This window comes from Burkholderia latens, assembly GCF_902499045.1.
GTDB classification, from domain to species: Bacteria; Pseudomonadota; Gammaproteobacteria; order Burkholderiales; family Burkholderiaceae; genus Burkholderia; species Burkholderia latens.
On sequence record NZ_CABVPL010000008.1, the window covers coordinates 50,799 to 73,184 of the forward strand.

The 22,386-nt window shown below is 67.1% G+C and carries 26 protein-coding genes, 1 pseudogene and 1 riboswitch; of the genes and pseudogenes, 24 read left to right on the plus strand and 3 right to left on the minus strand.

Going from position 1 to position 22,386, the window contains the following annotated elements; genetic code table 11:
* The first annotated feature begins 102 nt into the window (after positions 1 to 102).
* Both BSE24067_RS32410 and BSE24067_RS08340 read left to right on the plus strand, forming a co-directional pair.
* Positions 103 to 300, plus strand: a complete 198-nt coding sequence (locus BSE24067_RS32410; RefSeq protein ID WP_244130555.1) for a hypothetical protein — start codon at positions 103 to 105, stop codon at positions 298 to 300.
* Positions 297 to 665 (plus strand): annotated as a pseudogene (locus BSE24067_RS08340) (2'-5' RNA ligase family protein); the annotation flags it as partial. The gene BSE24067_RS32410 and the pseudogene BSE24067_RS08340, both read left to right, overlap by 4 nt.
* Here BSE24067_RS08340 and BSE24067_RS08345 read toward each other — a convergent pair.
* Together BSE24067_RS08345 and BSE24067_RS08350 are read right to left on the minus strand one after the other, a co-directional pair.
* On the minus strand, positions 660 to 944 hold the full coding sequence (locus tag BSE24067_RS08345; protein WP_151066565.1) for a contact-dependent growth inhibition system immunity protein: 285 nt from the start codon (positions 942 to 944) through the stop codon (positions 660 to 662). The pseudogene BSE24067_RS08340 and the gene BSE24067_RS08345 sit on opposite strands and share 6 nt — an antisense overlap.
* Before the next feature lie 10 nt (positions 945 to 954).
* Positions 955 to 1,788 (minus strand): RNase A-like domain-containing protein, encoded by an 834-nt coding sequence (locus tag BSE24067_RS08350; RefSeq protein ID WP_151066567.1) that lies wholly within the window; start codon positions 1,786 to 1,788, stop codon positions 955 to 957.
* A gap of 226 nt (positions 1,789 to 2,014) precedes the next feature.
* Between BSE24067_RS08350 and thpR the strand changes: the two genes are divergently transcribed.
* On the plus strand, positions 2,015 to 2,611 hold the full coding sequence (gene thpR / locus BSE24067_RS08355; protein WP_151066569.1) for an RNA 2',3'-cyclic phosphodiesterase: 597 nt from the start codon (positions 2,015 to 2,017) through the stop codon (positions 2,609 to 2,611).
* Between the two features lie 52 nt (positions 2,612 to 2,663).
* On the opposite strand, the gene BSE24067_RS08360 is transcribed toward thpR, so the two are convergent.
* The gene (locus BSE24067_RS08360; RefSeq protein ID WP_151066570.1) at positions 2,664 to 4,433 is read right to left on the minus strand and encodes an ABC transporter ATP-binding protein/permease; all 1,770 of its coding nucleotides are present in this window, start codon (positions 4,431 to 4,433) and stop codon (positions 2,664 to 2,666) included.
* A 270-nt stretch (positions 4,434 to 4,703) separates the two neighbouring features.
* A riboswitch (TPP riboswitch) is annotated at positions 4,704 to 4,827 on the plus strand.
* Between the two features lie 234 nt (positions 4,828 to 5,061).
* On the opposite strand from BSE24067_RS08360, the gene BSE24067_RS08365 reads away from it, so the two are divergent.
* The 21 genes from BSE24067_RS08365 (at position 5,062) to hisA (ending at position 22,285) form a co-directional block, all read left to right on the plus strand.
* Positions 5,062 to 6,198 (plus strand): FAD-dependent oxidoreductase, encoded by a 1,137-nt coding sequence (locus BSE24067_RS08365; RefSeq protein WP_151066572.1) that lies wholly within the window; start codon positions 5,062 to 5,064, stop codon positions 6,196 to 6,198.
* 33 nt (positions 6,199 to 6,231) lie between these two features.
* Entirely contained in the window at positions 6,232 to 6,429 is a 198-nt protein-coding gene (thiS, locus tag BSE24067_RS08370; RefSeq protein ID WP_151066574.1) for a sulfur carrier protein ThiS, read from the plus strand.
* A gap of 38 nt (positions 6,430 to 6,467) precedes the next feature.
* Entirely contained in the window at positions 6,468 to 7,283 is an 816-nt protein-coding gene (locus BSE24067_RS08375) for a thiazole synthase (RefSeq protein WP_151066576.1), read from the plus strand.
* Positions 7,280 to 8,404 (plus strand): thiamine phosphate synthase, encoded by a 1,125-nt coding sequence (gene thiE / locus BSE24067_RS08380; protein WP_151066578.1) that lies wholly within the window; start codon positions 7,280 to 7,282, stop codon positions 8,402 to 8,404. Before BSE24067_RS08375 ends, thiE begins: the two co-directional genes overlap by 4 nt.
* Before the next feature lie 84 nt (positions 8,405 to 8,488).
* Positions 8,489 to 9,310, plus strand: coding sequence for an ABC transporter ATP-binding protein (locus tag BSE24067_RS08385; RefSeq protein ID WP_151066580.1), 822 nt, complete (start codon positions 8,489 to 8,491; stop codon positions 9,308 to 9,310).
* Complete coding sequence (gene mlaE, locus BSE24067_RS08390; RefSeq protein ID WP_011655796.1) at positions 9,307 to 10,074, plus strand: lipid asymmetry maintenance ABC transporter permease subunit MlaE; 768 nt, start codon at positions 9,307 to 9,309, stop codon at positions 10,072 to 10,074. The genes BSE24067_RS08385 and mlaE overlap by 4 nt, the downstream gene beginning before the upstream one ends.
* A gap of 24 nt (positions 10,075 to 10,098) precedes the next feature.
* Entirely contained in the window at positions 10,099 to 10,659 is a 561-nt protein-coding gene (mlaD, locus tag BSE24067_RS08395; RefSeq protein ID WP_151066582.1) for an outer membrane lipid asymmetry maintenance protein MlaD, read from the plus strand.
* A gap of 32 nt (positions 10,660 to 10,691) precedes the next feature.
* Complete coding sequence (locus tag BSE24067_RS08400) at positions 10,692 to 11,672, plus strand: MlaA family lipoprotein (protein ID WP_174904728.1); 981 nt, start codon at positions 10,692 to 10,694, stop codon at positions 11,670 to 11,672.
* A gap of 110 nt (positions 11,673 to 11,782) precedes the next feature.
* Entirely contained in the window at positions 11,783 to 12,412 is a 630-nt protein-coding gene (locus BSE24067_RS08405) for an MlaC/ttg2D family ABC transporter substrate-binding protein (protein WP_040144866.1), read from the plus strand.
* Positions 12,409 to 12,684: an STAS domain-containing protein gene (locus tag BSE24067_RS08410; protein ID WP_151064235.1), complete on the plus strand. Its 276-nt coding sequence runs from the start codon at positions 12,409 to 12,411 to the stop codon at positions 12,682 to 12,684. The genes BSE24067_RS08405 and BSE24067_RS08410 overlap by 4 nt, the downstream gene beginning before the upstream one ends.
* Before the next feature lie 192 nt (positions 12,685 to 12,876).
* Positions 12,877 to 13,803: an ABC transporter ATP-binding protein gene (locus BSE24067_RS08415; protein ID WP_151064234.1), complete on the plus strand. Its 927-nt coding sequence runs from the start codon at positions 12,877 to 12,879 to the stop codon at positions 13,801 to 13,803.
* On the plus strand, positions 13,800 to 14,555 hold the full coding sequence (locus BSE24067_RS08420) for an ABC transporter permease (RefSeq protein ID WP_151064233.1): 756 nt from the start codon (positions 13,800 to 13,802) through the stop codon (positions 14,553 to 14,555). The genes BSE24067_RS08415 and BSE24067_RS08420 overlap by 4 nt, the downstream gene beginning before the upstream one ends.
* A gap of 50 nt (positions 14,556 to 14,605) precedes the next feature.
* The gene (locus tag BSE24067_RS08425) at positions 14,606 to 14,845 is read left to right on the plus strand and encodes a BolA family protein (protein WP_006477131.1); all 240 of its coding nucleotides are present in this window, start codon (positions 14,606 to 14,608) and stop codon (positions 14,843 to 14,845) included.
* A 14-nt stretch (positions 14,846 to 14,859) separates the two neighbouring features.
* Positions 14,860 to 16,209 carry a UDP-N-acetylglucosamine 1-carboxyvinyltransferase gene (gene murA, locus BSE24067_RS08430; RefSeq protein WP_151064232.1) on the plus strand — a complete coding sequence of 450 codons (1,350 nt, stop codon included), beginning with the start codon at positions 14,860 to 14,862 and terminating at the stop codon, positions 16,207 to 16,209.
* Entirely contained in the window at positions 16,206 to 16,859 is a 654-nt protein-coding gene (gene hisG / locus BSE24067_RS08435) for an ATP phosphoribosyltransferase (protein ID WP_151064231.1), read from the plus strand. Before murA ends, hisG begins: the two co-directional genes overlap by 4 nt.
* 24 nt (positions 16,860 to 16,883) lie before the next feature.
* Positions 16,884 to 18,200 carry a histidinol dehydrogenase gene (gene hisD / locus BSE24067_RS08440; protein ID WP_151064230.1) on the plus strand — a complete coding sequence of 439 codons (1,317 nt, stop codon included), beginning with the start codon at positions 16,884 to 16,886 and terminating at the stop codon, positions 18,198 to 18,200.
* Positions 18,201 to 18,319: 119 nt separating this feature from the next.
* Positions 18,320 to 19,393, plus strand: a complete 1,074-nt coding sequence (hisC, locus tag BSE24067_RS08445) for a histidinol-phosphate transaminase (RefSeq protein WP_151064229.1) — start codon at positions 18,320 to 18,322, stop codon at positions 19,391 to 19,393.
* Between the two features lie 65 nt (positions 19,394 to 19,458).
* A complete protein-coding gene (gene hisB / locus BSE24067_RS08450) occupies positions 19,459 to 20,046 on the plus strand; it encodes an imidazoleglycerol-phosphate dehydratase HisB (RefSeq protein WP_151064228.1) in 588 nt (195 codons plus the stop codon).
* Positions 20,047 to 20,106: 60 nt separating this feature from the next.
* Entirely contained in the window at positions 20,107 to 20,727 is a 621-nt protein-coding gene (locus BSE24067_RS08455; protein WP_151064227.1) for a YchE family NAAT transporter, read from the plus strand.
* Positions 20,724 to 21,365 carry an imidazole glycerol phosphate synthase subunit HisH gene (gene hisH, locus BSE24067_RS08460; protein WP_151064226.1) on the plus strand — a complete coding sequence of 214 codons (642 nt, stop codon included), beginning with the start codon at positions 20,724 to 20,726 and terminating at the stop codon, positions 21,363 to 21,365. Before BSE24067_RS08455 ends, hisH begins: the two co-directional genes overlap by 4 nt.
* Before the next feature lie 164 nt (positions 21,366 to 21,529).
* Positions 21,530 to 22,285: a 1-(5-phosphoribosyl)-5-[(5-phosphoribosylamino)methylideneamino]imidazole-4-carboxamide isomerase gene (gene hisA, locus BSE24067_RS08465; protein WP_151064225.1), complete on the plus strand. Its 756-nt coding sequence runs from the start codon at positions 21,530 to 21,532 to the stop codon at positions 22,283 to 22,285.
* The last annotated feature ends 101 nt before the right edge of the window (positions 22,286 to 22,386 follow it).

Genomic DNA, 22,386 nt, shown 5'->3' on the forward strand with positions numbered 1-22,386 from the left:
CCCTTCGGCCGCGTTTGTGCGGTGGTCGCATATGAATGACCTTATCTAAAGGGACTCTGGATGGAAGCGTTCGCGTAACGGCTGATCGACGCCATCCACGGCGTGCCGTGGAACTACGTGCCGATCGCACTGCTGCCTGGTTCCGGCGCGTGGTTCACGTTGCGATTCCGGATGAACCAGCCGAAGGTGCTGTTTCCGAGCATGAAGCTGCTCGTGTGGGGCGAGCACGGTCCGCTGCCGCAGCGTCCGGCGTCGGCCGAATCGGCGGCAGAAGCACGCTTGGCGGTGCGCGAGTCATGAACGCCGACCGGCTGCGTGCATTCGTCGCGCTGATGCCCGATACGGCATCGCGCGACACGCTGCGTGCGTTGCCGATCACCCGCGGCGCGCGTCGCACGCCGCCCGCACAGTTGCACGTGACGCTCGCGTTCATCGGCGCCGAACGCGCAAGGTGCGACGCGCTGGCCACACGGCTGCCGGCGCTCGCCGCCGCGCATGCGCTGCCGTCGCAGCCGGTCGAGCGGATCGAGTGGTGGCCGAGCCTGCCGCGCGCGAGGCTGATCGTCGCCGAACTGGCGGCCGATCCTGCGTGCGCGGCGCTCCATGCGGATTTGTCGCCGCTGCTGCGCGATCTGGGCGTGCCGGCCGACCGCCGACCGTCACGGCAGCAGTCTTTTAATCTCTTCGAGAAACGATTTCGCCGTATGGCCCCATAGGTCTACACCGAACCATTTTCCGAATTGATTTTCAAAAGCATCTTCCATGTCGGTGGGATGAAGTGAAATGAATTCGTCTATGTCAAAAAGCAGCTTTTTTCTTTCCGCCTCGGTCGAAGAGCTGACGTAATCGGCAACGATTTCCGGGATCGTATTTCCAAATAGATCGAAGTCCTGACCGAAGTAGATGGAAATGAACTGATCGAGTTCGACGTGTTTCGTGTCCAATCGGGGCTCCTCATAACAGGAAAGCGGTCAGGATGAAGTATGGCATCTCGTTGTATGCGGTCATTTTGGTGACGATCATTATTTTTGTTGAATTGGAAACGGTGCTCGCTCCTCGTGCGAGCGTGTATCCGACCGTGCGACCGACATCGCCAGTGATCCGAAACGTGCTGTTGCGCGTGGCCGAGCTTGCCCACCGCTCGATTTGAAGCGCCTGAGCTCGCATGACTTCCGAAATGGCGCGCTCCGCTGTCTGGAGATCGATAAATGATGATGCGAAGCGAAGATGGGGCTCCAGCATCAGCCTTTTCTTCAATTGATCTTCGGTTTTGCCGACATGCTTGGCGATCGTATGTCCGCCCAACCGCAGGTTTGCCGCTGTCGCCTCATGCCGGATCAGATCGATCCGCCCTGCCGTGATACTCGACGCTCGAATCGCCTTGATCGTGCCTGCGAGTCCGAGCGGTACCGCAAGATCCAGCGACACTCCCACATGATCGGCCAATTCCGGCGGCGCTTTCGCTGTATCGACCAGCTTGCTCACGCCTTGCTGCAGCAGTGCGCTCGTCTGTCGCCCGGTCCAGATCTGGTTAAGGCCGGCTGCCGCGGTGTCCGCGCCGTGTACGCCGAACGTGACACAACCGAGTTTGGTGAGACCCGTCGGTTCCGGCGCGATGCACAACGCTGCGGCCCCCGTCATCTCCAGCACGCCGCCGACGACCTGCAGGCCGCCCCATAACCGATTACTCAACATCTCGCCCGGACTGATCGTCTGGCGCTTCAGGACGGCAGCCAACTGGGCCGCACTCAGTACGATTCGAACTTCACCATCATGGTCCTCGCGCATCGTTCCTCTGATATTGAAATGAAAATGAAAGAAACGATGGTAATGCGCTGATTGAGCGCATCTTTTTTGAGATTTCCGAGGGTGGGGCGGATCTACGAGCAGGCGTGGCTACGCAGCGGATTGAAATGCTACAGATTGCAAACGAAGAGCGGCGTGGATCGCAACACAACTAACCTAGTGACATTCAGGGCCGATTTTTCGCGGTCTCTGTTTGCGAGGACACCAGATGGAAGCACACGTGCATGGGACCGTCGCCGCCCTCAACAGCAACCGGCTTCGCGCATTCATCGCGCTGATGCCCGATACGGCATCGCGCGACGCGCTGCATGCGTTGCCGGTCACGCGCGGCGCGCGGCGCACGCTGCCCGCGCAACTGCATGTGACGCTCGCGTTCATCGGTGCGATCGAACGCGAACGGTGCGACGCGCTGGCTGCACGGCTGCCGGCGCTCGCCGCCGCGCATGCACTTCCGTTGCAGCCGGTCGAGCGGATCGCGTGGTGGCCGAGCCTGCCGCGCGCGAGGCTGATCGTCGCGGAACTTGCGGCCGATCCCGCGTGTGCGGCGCTGAATGCGGATTTGTCGGCGCTGCTGCGCGATCTGGGCGTGCCGGCCGACCGCAGGCCGTTCCGGCCGCATGTGACACTCGCGCGGCTGCCACGCGACGCGGACGGTCAGCCTGCGCACGGCGGCGCGACGGGCCGGCCGGTCGCGCTGCGCTTCGACGCGCTGACGCTGTTCGAAAGCAGGCTGTCGCGCGAAGGCGTGTCGCACGTGCCGATCGTATCGGTGCCGATTGCACCGGCGGCACGGGAAGGCGGGTAGGGGAACGGGGAGAAAGCCGGCGCGGCGCGCGCCGGCTTTTTGCTTGCCGGCGTTACGCGGCGACCTTGTCGTCGTCGTTCACGCGCTCGACGTTGATCGTGCCGACGTGGAACGCGGCGAGCGACTCGCGGTGCGCGATGCTGACGATCGCGGCCTTCGGCAGCCGCTCGGCGAACAGGTGATAGAGGCGGGCTTCGTTGTCGGCATCGAGCGCGCTCGTGGCTTCGTCGAGGAACAGGAAGTCCGGCTTGTGCAGCAGCACGCGCGCGCCGGCGAGACGCTGCTGTTCGCCCGGCGACAGCACGCGCGTCCAGTGACCGGTTTCGTCGAGGCGCTCGACGTAGTCTTCGAGACGGCACGCGCGCAGCGCGTCGCGGCACGCGTCGTCGGTGAACGCGTCGGGCGCGGCCGGATAGGTGAGCGCGGCCTTCAGCGTGCCGATGGGCAGGTAGCTGGTTTGCGGCACGAACATCATCCGCGCGCCGACGGGCGCGTCGATCGCGCCGTCGCCGAACGGCCACAGGCCGGCCAGCGCGCGCATGAACGTGCTCTTGCCCGAGCCCGACTTGCCGATCACGAGCCAGCGCGAGCCCGGTTCGATCGTCACGTTGCCGATGTTCGCGAGCGCGTTGCCGTTCGGCAGCGCGAGCTTCAGCGACGACGTCGACAGCTTGGCCGCATCGACGTAGTGCAGGTTGATGCCGCCGTGCTCGGTCGCGGGCGACAGGCTTTCCTTCAGATGCGACGTGCCCATCACGCGCTTGAATTCGCGCAGACGGTTGACGGTGGCGCGCCATTCGACCAGCGTCGAGTAACTGTTGATGAACCACGAGAACGAATCGCTGACGGTGCCGAACGCGGACGAGATCTGCATCAGCACGCCGAACGAGAACGCACCCGCGAAGTAGCGGGGCGCCGCGACGACGAGCGGGAAAATGATCGCGATCTGCCCGTAGAAGCTCAGCACGAACGTGAGGCGCTTCGTGTACTTCATCACGCGCCACCAGTTGTCGCGGATGCGCATGAACAGGCTCTGCGCGTTGGCGGTCTCGGTTTTCTCGCCGTCGTAGAACGCGATCTGTTCGGCGTTCTCGCGCACGCGGATCAGGCCGAAACGGAAGTCGGCCTCGACACGCTGCTGCTGGTAGTTGATCGACACGAGCGGATGGCCGACCTTCTGGATGATCAGCGAGCCGACCACCGCATACAGCGCGGCCGCCCACACCATGTAGCCGGGAATCGTGATCGGTGTCGCGCCGAGCGAGAACGTCAGCGCGCCCGCGAGCGACCACAGGATCGTGATGAACGACACGAGCGTGACGACCGTCGACAGCAGGTCGAGCGACAGCGCGAGCGTCGTCGTCGCGAACGACTGGAGGTCGTCGGTGATCCGCTGGTCGGGGTTGTCGGCAAGGCGGTCGCGTTCGATTCGGTAGAACGCGCGATCGCCGAGCCACTGGCCGAGAAAGCGGTCGGTGAGCCATTGGCGCCAGCGGAACCCGAGCATCTGGCGCAGGTAGCGGCCGTACACGGCGAGGATGATGAAGCCGAACGCGAGCGCGGAGAACTGCATCAGCAGGTTCGGGAAGTCGTGGACGTTCTTCGATTGCAGCGCGTTGTAGAACGCCGCGTTCCACTTGTTCAACTGTACGTTGATCCAGACCACGCAGAGGTTGATCGCGACGATCGTGATCAGCAGCCCCCACGCGACTTTCCATTCCGACGACACCCAATAGGGCTTGATGAGGCTCCATGCGGATACCGGGCGCTCGTCCTGCGGCGCGGCGGAGGCGGAGCGGACGGGATCGATCGATTGGGTCATGTGCTTCCTGATGAGTAGCCGGCGCGCGGGCCCGGCGAGGCCGGGCGCGCGCCGCGGTACGACATGCCGGCACGGCGTGCCGACTGACGGCGGGCGTCCGGATGGTGGCCTGCACGTCTTAAACGGCACTTAAAAACCGGCGGTGACGCGGCAACCGGCCGCTCGCGCGGCCGGCCTGCGGGCATTGTGCCAGAGCGGCGCGGCACGCCGGCGAATTTGCCGCATGGGGGACAGTTTGCGGCGTTTTCCGCTTTTATGGTCTAATGGCCGACGACGAAACAGGGGTGCTTCGAGCGCGGCCAGCGGGTAGTTCCGGGCGACGCGGCGAGGCTGAGAAAGACCCTTCGCACCCGATCCGGGTAATACCGGCGAGGGAAGTTTCTGATCCCGCCGGGCCGCGCTGGCCGCCATCCCACATGGTCAGCGCCCGAGTCCCGCCCGGCCGGCCTTTGCTGCCGGTTTCGTCCTTTTGGGTACGCGCGTCGCGCGTTACGGAAGGAATGATGACCGCTCAATCTTCAGTCTTTTGCGCTGTTCCCGATTCGCTGCCGTGTGCGTCTGCACGGGACGGTGCGCGTGCGTCGACGTCCGTCGCGCACGTCCGCACGGTTCGCGGGGAGGGCGCGCGATGAGCGTCCACGCTTCCCGGCCCGATTTCGCGGTACTCGGCGGCGGCCTCGTCGGCCGCCTGATCGCGTGGCGGCTCGCGGGCGACGGGCACCGCGTCGCGCTGTACGAGCGCGGCGGCCCGGACGGCGAGCAGTCGGCCGCATGGGTCGCGGCCGCGATGCTCGCGCCGCTCGCCGAGGCGGCGAGCGCCGAACTGCTGATCACCGAGCTCGGCGCCGCGTCGCTCGCGCGCTGGCCGCAATGGCTCGCCGAGTTGCCCGAACCGGTGTTCTTCCAGCATCGCGGCACGCTCGTCGTGTGGCATCACGCGGATCGCGCGGAGGCGCCTCTGTTCGAGCGGCGCGTGCGCGCGAACGCGCCGGCCGAGCTGTTCGACGGCGGCTTCGTCGCGCTGGCCGGTGCGCAGGTCGACGCGGCGGAGCCCGCGCTCGCCGGGCGCTTCGCACGCGGGCTGATGCTGCCGCGCGAAGGGCAGCTCGACAACCGGCAGGCGCTGCGCGCGCTCGCGGCGGGCCTCGCGCAACGCGGCGTCGAGCTGCACTGGCACGCGACGATCGACGACGGGAACCGGCCCGACGCGCATTTCACGATCGACTGCCGCGGGCTCGGCGCCAAATCAGCGCTGCCGGCGCTGCGCGGCATCCGCGGCGAGGTCGCGCGCGTGCGAGCGCCGGGCATCGGTCTCACGCGGCCCGTGCGGCTGCTGCATCCGCGCTATCCGCTGTACATCGCGCCGAAGCAGGATGACCTGTACGTGATCGGCGCGACCGAGGTCGAGGGCGAGGACATGTCGCCCGTCAGCGTGCGCTCCGCGCTCGAACTGCTGAGCGCGGCGTTCTCCGTGCATCCGGCCTTCGGCGAGGCGCGCATCCTCGAGCTCAACGCGCAGTGCCGCCCGACGCTGCCCGATCATCGGCCGGCGGTGATCTGGGACGGCGCGACGACGCTGGCTGTCAACGGCCTGTACCGGCACGGCTTCATGATCGCGCCGGAAGTCGCGCATGCGGCGGCCGGATTCGCGCAAGCCGCGCTCGCCGGCGCGTTGCCCGATGCCGACGCGTTCGGCGCGTGGCGCGATGCCGCGCGCTGGCCGACGCTCCTTCATCACCGCGACGACGCGCGCCAGCCGGCCTGAGCGCGCGCCGCCAACCGAATTCGATCAAGCCTCATGGACATCCAGATCAACCAACAGACGCTGACGCTGCCCGACGGCGCGACGGTGGCCGACGCGCTCGCCGCGTACGGCGCGCGGCCGCCGTACGCGGTCGCGTTGAACGGCAATTTCGTCGCGCGCACGCAGCATGCGGCGCACGCGCTTGCGGCGGGCGACAAGCTCGACGTGGTGCACCCCGTCGCGGGCGGCTGAGCGCCGCCGGTTCGCCCACGCTCTTCCAGGAACACGACATGACGTCCCACACTTCCGCCGACGCGCTCACGCTGTACGGCGAAACCTTCGCAAGCCGCGTGCTGCTCGGCACGTCGCGTTATCCGTCGCTGCAGTCGCTGTCCGATTCGATCGCCGCGTCGCGTCCGGGGATGGTGACGGTCGCGCTGCGCCGCCAGATGACCGGCGGCACCGCCGAAGCCGGCTTCTTCGAGCTGCTCAAGCGCCACGCGGTGCCGCTGCTGCCGAACACGGCCGGCTGCCAGACCGTCGCCGAAGCCGTGACGACCGCGCACATGGCGCGCGAGGTGTTCGAGACCGACTGGATCAAGCTCGAACTGATCGGCGACGACTACACGCTGCAGCCCGACCCGGTCGGCCTGATCGACGCCGCCGCGCAACTGGTCAAGGACGGCTTCAAGGTGCTGCCGTACTGCACCGAGGATCTCGTGATCGGCCGGCGGCTGCTCGATGCCGGCTGCGAGGCGCTGATGCCGTGGGGCGCGCCGATCGGCACCGGCAAGGGCGTCGTGAACCCGTACGGGCTGCGCGTGCTGCGCGAGCGGCTGCCCGACGTGCCGCTGATCGTCGACGCCGGGCTCGGCGTGCCGTCGCACGCATGCCAGGTGATGGAATGGGGCTTCGACGGCGTGCTGCTGAACACCGCCGTGTCGCAGGCCACGCATCCGGAAATCATGGCGCGGGCGTTCGCGCAGGGCGTCGAGGCTGGCCGCGCGGCCTACCTCGCCGGGCCGATGGACGCGCGCGAAACCGCGCACGCGAGCACGCCGGTCGTCGGGATGCCGTTCTGGCATCAGGATGGAGGCGGCGCATGAGCGCGCGCTTCGCCGACGCGTTCTGGCCGCCGGCCGACGAGCTGGCCGAAGCGGCCGAGCGGATTCGCGCGCGCCTCGGCGACTGGCCGGCCGCCACGACGCGGTGGCGGCTCTGCGTCGCGGCGCCCGACGTGCCGGCCGACGGCGACGTGCTGATCGTGTCGGCCGGCGACCGTGCCGCGCAGGCACGTGCATCCGCCGTGTCGCGTCCCGCTTCGCCGGACGCCGTCGCGATCGAATTCGACGAGCGCGGCGCGACGCTGCATGCCGCGGGCGTGCGCCATGCGCTGGAAGCCGCGCATCCGCTCGCCGACGACTGGATCGCCGCGCTCGCCGCATTCCTCGACTGCGGTTTCGCGCCGATCGACGCGCTGGTGCTCGCGCTCGCGTGGCGCGATGGCGACGAAACGCGCGATGCCGACGCGTGGCCCGTCGACGCCGCGCGGTTCCCGCGCATTGCCGGCCTGGCCGCGGCGCCCGAACCGGCATTTCCGCCGTGCCCGGCGCAGCTCGGCCTTTATCCGGTCGTCCCTGACGCCGACTGGGTCGAGCGTGTGCTCGAGTGCGGCGTGCGTACCGTGCAGTTGCGCGTGAAAGGCGCGGGCCCGGACGCGCTGCGCCGGGAAATCGCACGCGCGGTCGCGGCCGGGCGCCGCTATCCCGATGCGCGCGTGTTCATCAACGATCACTGGCAGATCGCAGTAGAAGAGGGTGCGTACGGCGTACATCTGGGTCAGGAAGACCTGGAAACGGCCGACCTGGCCGCGATCGCGCGCACCGGCCTGCGGCTCGGGCTGTCGAGCCACGGCTATTACGAGATGTTGCGAGCGCTGCACGAGTGTCCGAGCTATCTGGCGCTCGGCCCGGTCTACGCGACCGCGACGAAGGCGGTCGCTGCCCCGCCGCAGGGGCTCGCCCGGATTGCACGCTATGTGCGCTTCGCGGGCGCGCGCGCGCCGCTCGTCGCGATCGGCGGCGTCGGGCTCGACGCGCTGCCGGACGTACTGGCGACGGGCGTCGGCAGCGTCGCGGTCGTCAGTGCGATCTCGGGCGCAGACGATTATCGGGCCGCGATTGTTGCGTTGCAGCAATGTTTTGCCCGACAATTTGACAATCATTGACCGCAGGGCCCGGAACGGCTTCACGACATCATTCCAATGCAGGCCCTATAATTCGGCGTTCTGCGTAAAAGGACTGTCAGCTCCGTGAGCCCCACTCCTACCGACACACTGCTGGAACTTCGCGACGTCGACTTCGGCTATGGCGAGCGCCTCGTCCTGTCGAACCTGAACCTGCGCTTCGGGCGCGGCCAGGTCGTCGCCGTCATGGGCGGGTCGGGCTGCGGCAAGACGACCGTGCTGCGCCTGATCGGCGGCCTCGTGCGCGCGAACCGCGGGCAGGTGCTGTTCGACGGCGCCGATGTCGGCGCGCAGACGCGCGACGGCCTGTACGCGCTGCGCCGCAAGATGGGCATGCTGTTCCAGTTCGGCGCGCTCTTTACCGACATGTCGGTGTTCGAGAACGTCGCGTTCGCGCTGCGCGAGCACACCGACCTGCCCGAAGACCTGATTCGCGACCTCGTGCTGATGAAGCTGAACGCAGTCGGCCTGCGTGGCGCGCGCGACCTGATGCCGTCCGAGGTGTCGGGCGGGATGGCGCGCCGCATCGCGCTCGCGCGCGCGATTGCGCTCGACCCGCAGCTCATCATGTACGACGAGCCGTTCGCGGGCCTCGATCCGATCTCGCTCGGCATCACCGCGAACCTGATCCGCACGCTGAACCAGGCGCTCGGCGCGACGTCGATCCTCGTCACGCACGACGTGCCCGAATCGTTCGCGATCGCCGATTACGTGTACTTTCTGGCCAATGGCGGCGTGCTCGCGCAAGGCACGCCCGACGAACTGCGCGCATCGACCGACCCGAGCGTGCGCCAGTTCATCGACGGCGCGCCGGACGGCCCGTTCAAATTTCATTACACGAGCCCGCCGCTCGCAGCGGATTTCGGGCTCGGCGGAGGACGCGCATGATCAGCGCGATCGGACGTTACGTCATCGGCGGCCTCGAACGCGCGGGCTACGGCACGCGGCTGTTCGTGCGCCTCGTGCTGGAATTCTTCCCGCTGCTGCGCCGGCCGCGGCTCGTCACGAAGCAGATCCACTTCCTCGGCAACTATTCGTTCGTGATCATTGCCGTGTCGGGTCTGTTCGTCGGCTTCGTGCTCGGGCTGCAGGGCTATTACACGCTGAACCGCTACGGTTCGGAGCAGGCGCTCGGCCTGCTGGTCGCGCTGTCGCTCGTGCGGGAGCTCGGGCCCGTCGTCACCGCGCTGCTGTTCGCGGGCCGCGCAGGCACGTCGCTCACGGCCGAGATCGGTCTGATGAAGGCCGGCGAGCAGCTCACCGCGCTCGAGATGATGGCCGTGGACCCGATCAAGACGGTGATCGCGCCGCGCCTGTGGGCCGGGATCATCGCGATGCCGCTGCTGGCCGCGATCTTCAACGCGGTCGGCGTGCTCGGCGGCTATTTCGTCGGCGTCGTGCTGATCGGCGTCGATCCGGGCGCGTTCTGGTCGCAGATGCAGGGCGGGGTCCAGGTGTGGGCCGACGTCGGCAACGGCGTGATCAAGAGCATCGTGTTCGGGTTCGCCGTGACCTTCATTGCACTGTTTCAGGGGTATGAAGCGAAGCCCACGCCCGAAGGCGTGTCGCGCGCGACGACCAAGACGGTCGTGTTCGCGTCGCTCGCCGTACTCGGCCTCGATTTCCTGCTGACCGCGCTGATGTTCAGCTAAGCCTCAGCCAAGCCAAATTTTGGGATGACGATGAAAAAGACTGCTCTCGACTTCTGGGTCGGCCTGTTCGTGGTGGTGGGCTTCCTTGCGCTGCTGTTCCTGGCGCTCAAGGTCGGCAACATGAGCTCGCTGTCGTTTCAGCCGACCTACTCGGTCCGAATGAAATTCGACAACATCGGCGGGCTGAAGCCGCGCGCGGCCGTAAAGAGCGCGGGCGTCGTGGTCGGCCGCGTGAAGTCGATCGGCTTCGATACCAATACCTATCAGGCGGTCGTGACGATCGACGTCGACGGCCAGTATCAGTTTCCGAAGGATTCGTCCGCGAAGATCCTGACGTCGGGCCTGCTCGGCGAGCAGTACATCGGCCTCGATCCGGGCGGCGACACCGAAATGCTGAAGGCCGGCGATACGATCACGATGACGCAGTCGGCCATCGTGCTCGAGAACCTGATCGGCCAGTTCCTGTACAGCAAGGCAGCCGACGCCGGCGGCGCGAAGCCGGCGGCCGGCGCACCTGCGGCACCTGCGGCGCCCGCCCCGGTCGCGGTGCCGGCGTCCGCGGTGTCCGGGTCGGCCGGCCAATAACCACACGAGAGAACGACAAGAGGGTAATGACCATGCAGACGATCCGCATCAGGCACGCGGCGCTCGCCGTGGCGGCAGTCGCCGCGTTGAGCGGTTGCGCGACCGTGCAGACGCCGACCAAGGGCGATCCGCTCGAAGGCTTCAACCGCACGATGTACAAGTTCAACGACACGGTCGACACGTACGCGCTGAAGCCGGTCGCGAAGGGCTACCAGTACGTGGTGCCGCAGCCGGTGCGCGACAGCGTGACGAACTTCTTCTCGAACATCGGCGACGTCTACATCGCGGCGAACAACATCGTGCAGCTGCGGATCGCGGACGGCGTCGGCGACATCATGCGCGTCGTGATCAACACGGTGTTCGGCGTCGGCGGCCTGTTCGACGTCGCGACGATCGCGAAGCTGCCGAAGCACACGGCCGATTTCGGGATCACGATGGGCCGCTACGGCATGCCGTCGGGCCCGTATCTCGTGCTGCCGCTGCTCGGGCCGAGCACGCTGCGCGACACGGCCGGTCTCGGCGTCGACTACGTCGGCAATCCGCTCACGTACGTGAAGCCCGACGGGCTCAGCTGGGGCCTGTTCGGCGTGAACCTCGTCAACACGCGCGCGAACCTGCTCGGCGCCGGCGACGTGCTGGATGCCGCGGCGCTCGACAAGTATTCGTTCGTGCGCAACGCGTATCTGCAGCGCCGCCAGATGCTGATCGACAACGCGCGCGGGGAAGCCGCGACGACGTCGAGCAACGACGCGCTGCCGAAGTACGACCTGCCGGACGACGGCGCGGCACCTGCGCCGGCGGCGGCCGGCGCCGCCGGTGCGGCAGGTACCGCAGGCGCGGCGGCAGTCGGCGGCGCGACGGCGCCGGCCGGCGCATCGGCCGCGGCGGTTCCCGCGCCGGCGTCGGGCAGCGCCGAAGCGCCGAACCCGGCGAGCGCAACGAACGTGCCGGCGATGCAGATGACGCCGCCTGCACCGGGCGGCCTGCGCTTCCCGAGCATCAAGCTGCACTGACGAACTTACATTCGTTACAGCCGGAAACGATTCAGTCGGTAGCGTGCGCGAACTTGCGCGTAAGCTACCGTCTCCAACCTTCGCATCGACTCTTCATGCAGGTCACTATGATGAAAAAACTGTTCCTGATCCCCGTATTCGCGGCGCTGTTCTCGTTCGGCAGCGCGGCTCACGCGCAAGTCGACCAGTCGAACCCGCAGGCGCTGATCAAGACGGCGACGCAGCAGGTGCTCGACGAGGTCAAGCAGCAGACGATCAAGCAGGGCGATACCAACCGCATCATTTCGATCGTCAACAAGGACATCCTGCCGTACACGGATTTCCGCCGCACCACGCAGCTCGCGATGGGCCGTAACTGGCGCACGGCGACTGCCGAGCAGCAACAGCAGGTTCAGGAGCAGTTCAAGCTGCTGCTGATCCGCACGTATTCGGGCGCGCTCGCGCAGCTGAAGCCGGACCAGCAGATCCAGTACCCGCCGTTCCGCGCCGATCCGGCCGACACCGACGTCGTCGTGAAGACGATCGCAATGAACAACGGTCAGCCGGTCCAGATCGACTACCGTCTGTACAAGACGGCCAACGGGTGGAAGGTGTATGACCTCAACGTGCTCGGCGCGTGGCTGATCCAGACGTACCAGCAGCAGTTCAACGAAAAGATCCAGCAAAGCGGCGTGGACGGCCTGATCAAGTTCCTGACGCAGCGCAACCAGGAGCTTGCTGCCGGCAAGCAGGCGTCGTGAGCGGCTTCGCAGCCGGCTCGTCGCTGACCGTCGCGAGCGCGAAGTCCGCGCTCGCGGACGGTCTTGCGCGCATCGACGCGGGCGCAACCGCCGTCGATTGCGCCGCGCTCACGCAGTTCGACTCGTCCGCGCTCGCCGTGCTGCTCGCATGGCAGCGCGCCGCCAAGGCGCGCGGCGCAACCCTCGACATCCTCAATTTCCCTCCGAAGCTCGCGAGCCTCGCACGCGCATACGGCGTCGACGCGCTCGTCGAAGGCACCGGGCGACATTGACCCTGTCCGACCGAAGCTGCCGCGCCAGCCGGCGCGCGCACGCTTCAGGCCGCGCGCTGCCGGCGCCGGCTCCACCAGCCGGTTTGCCCTATAATCAAGCGTTTTGCGGGGCTGCCAATCGGCGTCCGGCCCCCATTTTCATTCGCAGCAAGCACAGAAATAGGCGTCGCGGCCGTTGCGCCGCGCACAGTCATGTCAGCCATAGAAATCCGTCACGTCAAGAAGCGCTACAAATCGCTTCAGGCGCTCAAGGGCGTCAGCCTGTCGGTCGAGGAAGGCGAGTTTTTCGGTCTGCTCGGCCCCAACGGCGCAGGCAAGACCACGCTCATCAGTATCCTCGCCGGGCTCGCCCGGGCCGATGAAGGCAGCATCTCCGTGCGCGGCCACGACGTCGTCAAGGACTTCCGCGGTGCGCGCCGTGCGCTCGGTGTCGTGCCGCAGGAACTCGTGTTCGACCCGTTCTTCACCGTCCGCGAGACGCTGCGGATCCAGTCCGGCTACTTCGGGCTGCGCCGCAACGACGACTGGATCGACGAAGTGATGGCCAATCTCGACCTCACCGAGAAGGCCGACGCGAACATGCGCGCGCTGTCCGGCGGGATGAAGCGCCGCGTGCTCGTCGCGCAAGCGCTCGTGCATCGGCCGCCCGTGATCGTGCTCGACGAGCCAACGGCCGGCGTCGACGTCGAACTGCGCCAGACGCTGTGGAAATTCATCTCGCGGTTGAACCGCGAGGGCCACACGATCGTCCTGACCACGCATTACCTCGAGGAAGCGGAGTCGCTGTGCGACCGGATCGCGATGCTGCGCCGCGGGGAAGTCGTCGCGCTCGACCGCACCGATGCGCTGCTGCGCCGCTTCGCGGGGCTGCAACTGTACCTGCGGTTCGCGACCGGCGCGCTGCCGGCCGAGCTGCGCGGGCTGGAAACGGATCCGGCCGCACGCGCGCCGGGCGAGCATCTGTTGCGTCTCACGACCTACGACGATGTCGAGCGCATCCTCGCGCAGTGCCGCGCGGCGGGCTGCACGTTCGACGAGATCGAGGTCCGCAAGGCGGATCTCGAAGATGTGTTCGTCCAGGTGATGAACGGAGCAGAAGTGGTCGAGGGACTGGCATGAGCGGTTTTCAAACGCTGTTCTACAAGGAACTGCTGCGCTTCTGGAAAGTGTCGTTCCAGACGGTGTGCGCGCCGATCGTCACGGCGCTGCTGTATCTGACGATCTTCGGGCACGCGCTGTCGGGCCGCGTCGAGGTGTATCCGGGCGTCGAGTACGTGAGCTTCCTCGTGCCGGGCCTCGTGATGATGAGCGTGCTGCAGAACGCGTTCGCGAACAGCTCGTCGTCGCTGATCCAGTCGAAGATCACCGGCAACCTCGTGTTCGTGCTGCTGCCGCCGCTGTCGTACAAGGACATCTTCGGCGCGTACGTGCTGGCGTCCGTCGTGCGCGGGCTCGCGGTCGGCGCCGGCGTGTTCGTCGTGACGATCTGGTTCATCCCGATGCACTTCGCGGCGCCGCTGTTCATCCTCGCGTTCGCGCTGCTCGGCTCGGCGATTCTCGGCACGCTCGGGCTGATCGCCGGGACCTGGGCCGAGAAATTCGACCAGCTCGCCGCGTTCCAGAACTTCCTGATCATGCCGCTGACGTTCCTGTCCGGCGTGTTCTATTCGACGCACTCGCTGCCGCCCGTCTGGCGCGAAATCTCGCGTCTCAACCCGTTTTTCTACATGATCGACGGCTTCCGTTACGGGTTCTTCGGCGCGTCCGACGTCAACCCGCTCGCGAGCCTCGCGATCGTCACCGGTTTCTTCGTGCTGCTCGCGGTGTTCGCGATGCGGCTGCTCGCGACCGGCTACAAACTGCGTCATTGATATCGACGGCAGCGGCCGCCGCGGGCGGCGCGCGCCGACAGGAGCCCCTCATGTTGCCGACTCCCGAACAGGTCAAGCAATACATCGCCGGCGGTCTCGCCTGCACTCATCTGGAAGTCGAAGGCGACGGCCAGCATTTCTTCGCGACGATCGTGTCTGCGGCCTTCGAAGGCAAGCGGCCGATCCAGCGGCACCAGCTCGTCTATGCGGCGCTCGGCGATCGCATGAAGCAGGAAATCCACGCGCTCAGCATGAAGACGCTGACGCCCGCCGAATGGCAGAACGCATAACCCGGAACCACTGAGTGCAAGTCACCGTCAACGAGCGCGACGCCGTCCAGAGCGTCGCCACGGCACACCCGGCCGTCAACGGGGAATCGCAGGGACAGGGGATGGACAAGCTGGTGATTGAAGGCGGTCGCCGGCTGTCGGGCGAGATCGTCGTGTCGGGCGCGAAGAACGCCGCGCTGCCGATCCTGTGCGCGGGGCTGCTCAGCGCCGAGCCGGTCGAGCTCGGCAACGTGCCGAACCTGAAGGACGTGCGCACGACGCTGAAGGTGCTGAACCAGATGGGCGTGAAGAGCGAAACGGACGGCTGCCGCGTGCAGCTCGATGCATCGCGCGTCGACAACCTCGTCGCGCCGTACGAGCTCGTGAAGACGATGCGCGCGTCGATCCTCGTGCTCGGGCCGTTGCTCGCCCGCTTCGGCGAGGCGAAGGTGTCGCTGCCGGGCGGCTGCGCGATCGGCGCGCGTCCGGTCGACCAGCACATCAAGGGCTTGCAGGCGATGGGCGCCGAGATCAGCATCGAGCATGGCTTCATCGAAGCGCGCGCGAAGCGGCTGAAGGGCGCGCGCATCGTGACCGACATGATCACGGTGACGGGCACCGAAAACCTGCTGATGGCCGCGACGCTCGCCGACGGCGAAACGGTGATCGAGAACGCGGCCCGCGAGCCCGAAGTGAGCGATCTCGCACACTTGCTGGTCGCGATGGGCGCGAAAATCGACGGCATCGGCACCGACCGCCTCGTGATCCAGGGCGTCGAGCGGCTGCATGGCGCGCGTCATTCGGTGATTCCGGACCGCATCGAGGCCGGCACGTTCCTGTGCGCGGTCGCGGCGGCCGGCGGCGACGTGCTGCTGACGGGCGTGCGTCCGCACATCCTCGACGCGGTGATCGACAAGCTGCGCGAGGCGGGCGTGTCGATCGACGAAGGCGACAGCTGGCTGCGCGTGAAGATGGACCGCCGCCCGCAGGCCGTGACGATCCGCACGTCGGAATACCCGGCGTTCCCGACCGACATGCAGGCGCAGTTCATGGCCCTCAATTCGGTCGCGGCGGGGACTGCGCAGGTCGTCGAGACCATTTTCGAGAACCGCTTCATGCACGTGCAGGAACTGAACCGGCTCGGCGCGAACATCACGATCGACGGCAACACCGCGCTCGTGACGGGCGTCGACAAGCTGTCCGGCGCGAACGTGATGGCGACCGACCTGCGCGCGTCGGCGAGCCTCGTGATCGCCGGGCTGCGTGCCGAAGGCGAGACGCTCGTCGACCGCATCTATCACCTGGACCGCGGCTACGACCGCATGGAAACCAAACTGACCGCCGTCGGCGCGAACGTGCGCCGCCTCTCCGGGAGCCAAGCATGACCGCGCCGTTGACCCTCGCCCTGTCGAAGGGCCGGATTTTCGAGGAAACCCTGCCGCTGCTGGCGGCCGCCGGCGTTCAGGTCGCCGAGGATCCGGAAACGTCGCGCAAGCTGATCCTGCCGACCACCGATCCGAACCTGCGCGTGATCATCGTGCGCGCGAGCGACGTGCCGACCTACGTGGAATACGGCGCGGCCGACTTCGGCGTGGCCGGCAAGGACGTGCTGGTCGAGCACGGCGGCTCGGGCCTGTACCAGCCGATCGATCTGAACATTGCGCGCTGCCGGATGTCGGTGGCCGTGCCGGCCGGTTTCGACTATGCGAGCGCGGTGCGCCAGGGTGCGCGCCTGCGGGTCGCGACCAAGTACGTCGAAACGGCGCGCGAACACTTTGCCGCGAAGGGCGTGCACGTCGACCTGATCAAGCTGTACGGGTCGATGGAGCTGGCGCCGCTCGTCGGGCTGGCCGACGCGATCGTCGACCTCGTCAGCTCGGGCGGCACGCTGAAGGCGAACAATCTGGTCGAGGTCGAGGAGATCATGGCGATCTCGTCGCGCCTCGTCGTGAACCAGGCTGCGCTGAAGTTGAAGCGCGCCGCGCTCAAGCCGATTCTCGACGCGTTCGAACGCGCGTCGCAGAATGGCAATTGAGCGCATCACCGTAACGGAATTCCCATGGCCATCACCATCCGCAAACTCGATTCGACGAGCGACGGCTTCGACGCCGCGCTGCGTGCGGTGCTCGCGTTCGAGGCGAGCGAGGACGAAGCGATCGAGCAGTCGGTCGCGCAAATTCTCGCCGACGTGAAGTCGCGCGGCGACGCCGCGGTGCTCGAGTACACGAACCGCTTCGATCGGCTGGACGCGCAGAGCGTCGCCGCGCTGGAGCTGCCGCAGGACGCGCTGCAGACGGCGCTCGACGGCCTCGCGCCGAAGGCGCGCGCGGCACTGGAAGCCGCGGCCGCGCGCGTGCGCGCGTACCACGAGAAGCAGAAGATCGAGTGCGGCACGCATAGCTGGCAGTACACGGAAAGCGACGGCACGGTGCTCGGCCAGAAGGTCACGCCGCTCGACCGCGTCGGCCTGTACGTGCCGGGCGGCAAGGCCGCGTATCCGTCGTCGGTGCTGATGAACGCGATTCCCGCGCGCGTCGCGGGCGTCGGCGAAATCGTGATGGTCGTTCCGACCCCCGACGGCGTGAAGAACGATCTCGTGCTTGCCGCGGCGCTGCTCGGCGGCGTCGACCGCGTGTTCACGATCGGCGGCGCGCAGGCGGTCGGCGCGCTCGCGTACGGCACCGAGACGGTGCCGGCCGTCGACAAGATCTGCGGGCCCGGCAATGCGTACGTCGCGTCGGCAAAGCGCCGCGTGTTCGGCACGGTCGGGATCGACATGATCGCCGGACCGTCGGAAATCCTCGTGCTGTGCGACGGCACGACCGATCCGAGCTGGGTCGCGATGGACTTGTTCTCGCAGGCCGAACACGACGAGCTCGCGCAGTCGATCCTGCTGTGCCCGGACGCCGCGTTCCTCGAGCGCGTCGAGAAGGCGATCGACGAGCTGCTGCCGACGATGCCGCGCCAGGACGTGATCCGCGCATCGCTCGAAGGCCGCGGCGCGCTGATCAAGGTGCGCGACATGGCCGAAGCCTGCCGGATCGCGAACGACATCGCGCCCGAGCACCTCGAAATCTCCGCGCTGGAGCCGCAGCAATGGGGCCAGCAGATTCGCCACGCGGGCGCGATCTTCCTCGGCCGCTACACCAGCGAAAGCCTCGGCGACTACTGCGCGGGGCCGAATCACGTGCTGCCGACGTCGCGCACCGCGCGCTTTTCGTCGCCGCTCGGCGTGTACGACTTCATCAAGCGCTCGAGCCTGATCGAAGTCAGCGCGGAAGGCGCGCAGACGCTCGGCGAGATCGCGTCGGAGCTCGCATACGGCGAAGGGCTGCAGGCGCACGCGCGCAGCGCCGAACTGCGGATGAAGGGGTGACGCGCGGCGGCGCCGATGCCGACGCATCGGCGCCGGTCGACGAGGAGATCCTGCGCAGGGCGGCAGCCGCCGCCTTGCCGACCATTTGACGCCGGCGCGACGCACGCCGGCTTGAGACCATGACCACGCCACAAGACATCATTCGCCGCGACGTGCTCGCGATGACGAGCTACCCGGTGCCCGACGCGAGCGGCTTCGTGAAGCTCGACGCGATGGAGAATCCGTATTCGCTGCCCGCGCCGCTCGCGGCGGCGCTTGGCGAGCGCCTCGCGCAGGTCGCGCTGAACCGCTACCCGGCGCCGCGTCCGGGCGCGCTGCTCGACAAGCTGCGCCGCACGATCGGCGTGCCGGCCGCGTGCGACGTGCTGCTCGGCAACGGTTCGGACGAAATCATCAGCATGATGTCGATGGCGTGCGCGAAACCGGGCGCGAAGGTGCTCGCGCCGGTGCCCGGCTTCGTGATGTATGAACTGTCGGCGAAATTCGCGCAGCTCGAATTCGTCGGCGTTCCGCTGAACGCCGACCTGACGCTCGACGCCGACGCAGTGATCGCGGCGATCGCCGAGCACCGGCCCGCGCTCGTCTATCTCGCGTATCCGAACAACCCGACCGGCACGCTGTACGACGAAGCCGACGTCGAGCGGATCATCGCGGCCGCGCAGCACAGCCTGATCGTGATCGACGAGGCGTACCAGCCGTTCGCGGAGCGCTCGTGGCTGCCGCGCGCGGCCGAGTTCGACAACGTCGTCGTGATGCGCACGGTATCGAAGCTGGGTCTGGCCGGCATCCGCCTCGGCTATCTCGCCGGGCTGCCCGCGTGGCTGACCGAATTCGACAAGGTGCGCCCGCCGTACAACATCAACGTGCTGACCCAGGCGACCGCCGATTTCCTGCTCGACCACCTCGACGTGCTCGACGCACAGGCGGCCGAACTGCGTGCGGAACGCGCGCGCCTCGCGCAGGCCGTGGCCGCGCTGCCGGGCGCGACGGTGTTCCCGAGCGCCGGCAATTTCCTGCTGGTGCGCGTGCCGGACGCGGCAGCCGTGTTCGACGCATTGCTCACCGAGCGGGTGCTGGTCAAAAACGTGAGTAAAATGCATCCGTTGCTGGCCGAATGCGTGCGGCTGACCGTCGGTTCTCCCGACGAAAACGCACGCCTGCTGGCTGCCTTGAAACTCGCGCTGCCCGGTTGAGCCCAGGGCGCGGCGGCGCGCGACGATCAATCCCCATTTACATCAGACTCAATCAAGGAATTGCCATGCGTGTGGCGGAAGTCGTTCGCAATACCAGCGAAACGCAGATCCGTGTGAAGCTCGATCTCGACGGTACGGGCCGGCAGAAGCTGGCCACCGGCGTGCCGTTTCTCGACCATATGCTCGACCAGATCGCGCGGCATGGTCTGATCGATCTCGAGGTCGAAGCGCATGGCGATACGCATATCGACGACCACCATACGGTCGAGGACGTCGGCATCACGCTCGGCCAGGCCGTCGCGAAGGCGGTCGGCGACAAGAAGGGCATCCGCCGCTACGGTCATTCGTACGTGCCGCTCGACGAGGCGCTGTCGCGCGTCGTGATCGACTTCTCGGGCCGGCCGGGCCTCGAATTCCACGTGCCGTTCACGCGCGCGCGGATCGGCACGTTCGACGTCGACCTGTCGATCGAATTCTTCCGCGGGTTCGTGAACCACGCGGGTGTCACGCTGCATGTCGACAACCTGCGCGGGATCAACGCGCACCATCAGCTCGAAACGGTGTTCAAGGCGTTCGGCCGCGCGCTGCGCGCGGCGGTGGAGCTCGACGAGCGCGCGGCCGGGCAGATTCCGTCGACGAAGGGCAGCCTCTAACTTCCGAACGGACGACGCCAAGGACAACCTCACGGCTTCGGCGCGGCGCGCCGGCTTGCGATGGATCTGCTCAAATCGTTCATTTCGCTGCTGGCGCTGATCAACCCGGTCGGCGCGGTGCCGTTCTTCCTGAGCCTGACCGCGCAGCAGACGGACGCCGAGCGGCGCCGCACGATCCGGATCGCGTCGGTGTCGGTGTTCTGCGTGATGACGGTGACGACGCTGCTCGGGCAGCAGATCATCGACTTCTTCGGCATTTCGGTCGGCTCGCTCGAAGTCGGCGGCGGGATCATCATGCTGCTGATGGCGATCAACATGCTGAACGCGCAGATCGGCAACACGCGATCGACGCCCGAGGAGCGCGACGAAGCCGAGCTGAAGGACAACATCGCGGTCGTGCCGCTGGCGATTCCGCTGCTCACGGGCCCCGGCTCGATCAGCACGGTGATCATCTACGCGGCGAACTCGCATCACTGGTATCAGCGAGCCGGGCTCGTCGCGATCGGCGCGGTCCTGGCTCTGCTGTGTTTCTTCGCGATGCGGCTTGCCGAGCCGATCGCGAACTGGATCGGCCGCACCGGCATCAACATCGCCACGCGGCTGATGGGTTTGATGCTGTCGGCGCTGGCGGTGGAATTCATCGTCAATGGACTGAGGGCGCTACTGCCTGCACTGAGATGAAAACTTCGATTGCGATTGTGGATTATGGAATGGGCAACCTGCGCTCGGTCGCGCAGGCGCTCAAGAAGGCCGAACCGGCCGCCGACGTGGCGATCGTCGACACGCCGGCCGCGATTCGCGCGGCCGACCGCGTCGTGCTGCCCGGCCAGGGCGCGATGCCCGACTGCATGCGCTGCCTCGGCGAATCGGGGCTGCAGGAAGCGGTGATCGACGCATCGCGCACGAAGCCGCTGCTCGGCGTGTGCGTCGGCGAGCAGATGCTGTTCGACTGGAGCGCGGAAGGCGACACGAAGGGCCTGGGCCTTCTGCCCGGCAAAGTCGTGCGCTTCGAGCTCGACGGGCAACTGCAGGATGACGGCTCGCGCTTCAAGGTGCCGCAGATGGGCTGGAACCGCGTGCGCCAGGCGCGGCCGCACCCGCTGTGGGACGGCGTGCCCGACGACGCGTATTTCTACTTCGTGCACAGCTATTACGTGAGCCCGGGGAACCCGGCGCACACGGTCGGCGAAACGGCCTACGGCGCGCCGTTTACGTCCGCGGTCGCGCGGGACAACATCTTCGCGACCCAATTTCACCCGGAGAAAAGCGCCGAGGTCGGGTTGCGTCTGTATCGCAACTTCGTGCACTGGAAGCCGTAAAACGTGGCGCGCGAGCCACAGTCGACCTGGCCGAACGGCCTGTCGCGCGTGGCGAGTGAGCTTAAGCGCCGAAAGAGTTGTACTAAACTAGCGAGACGGCGCGGCACCGGTTTGGCCGGTACGCGCCTGATTCTTTTCATTTTCCACGACGACACCCGATTGCTATGTTGCTGATTCCGGCCATCGATCTCAAAGACGGTCAGTGTGTGCGCCTCAAACAGGGCGATATGGACCAGGCCACGATTTTCTCCGAGGACCCGGCGGCGATGGCCCGCAAGTGGGTGGATCTCGGCGCCCGGCGGCTGCATCTGGTCGACCTGAACGGCGCGTTCGCCGGCAAGCCGAAGAATCTCGACGCGATCGAAGCGATCCTCGACGAAGTCGGCGACGAAATCCCCGTGCAGCTCGGCGGCGGCATCCGCAGCCTCGAGACGATCGAGAAGTATCTCGACGCCGGCCTGTCCTACGTGATCATCGGCACCGCTGCCGTCAAGAATCCGGGCTTCCTGCAGGACGCATGCACCGCGTTCTCCGGCAACATCATCGTCGGGCTGGACGCGAAGGACGGCAAGGTCGCGACCGACGGCTGGAGCAAGCTGACCGGCCACGAAGTGATCGATCTCGCGCGCAAGTTCGAGGACTACGGCGTCGAATCGATCGTGTACACGGACATCGGCCGCGACGGGATGCTGCAGGGCATCAACATCGACGCGACCGTGAAGCTCGCGCAGGCAGTCGGCATCCCGGTGATCGCAAGCGGCGGCCTGTCGAATCTCACCGACATCGAGCACCTGTGCGAAGTGGAAGAGCACGGCGTCGAAGGCGTGATCTGCGGCCGTGCGATCTACTCCGGCGATCTCGATTTCGCGGCCGCGCAAAAGCGCGCGGACGAACTGAACGGCGAACTCGACAACGCCTGAGCGCGGCGGCGTCCTCTTCGCCGGGGCTGCCCACGGGCGGCCCCGACCGGACGCCTCGCGCGAGGCGTTCGCAACCGGCCGTCCCACCGCGGCCTATGGCG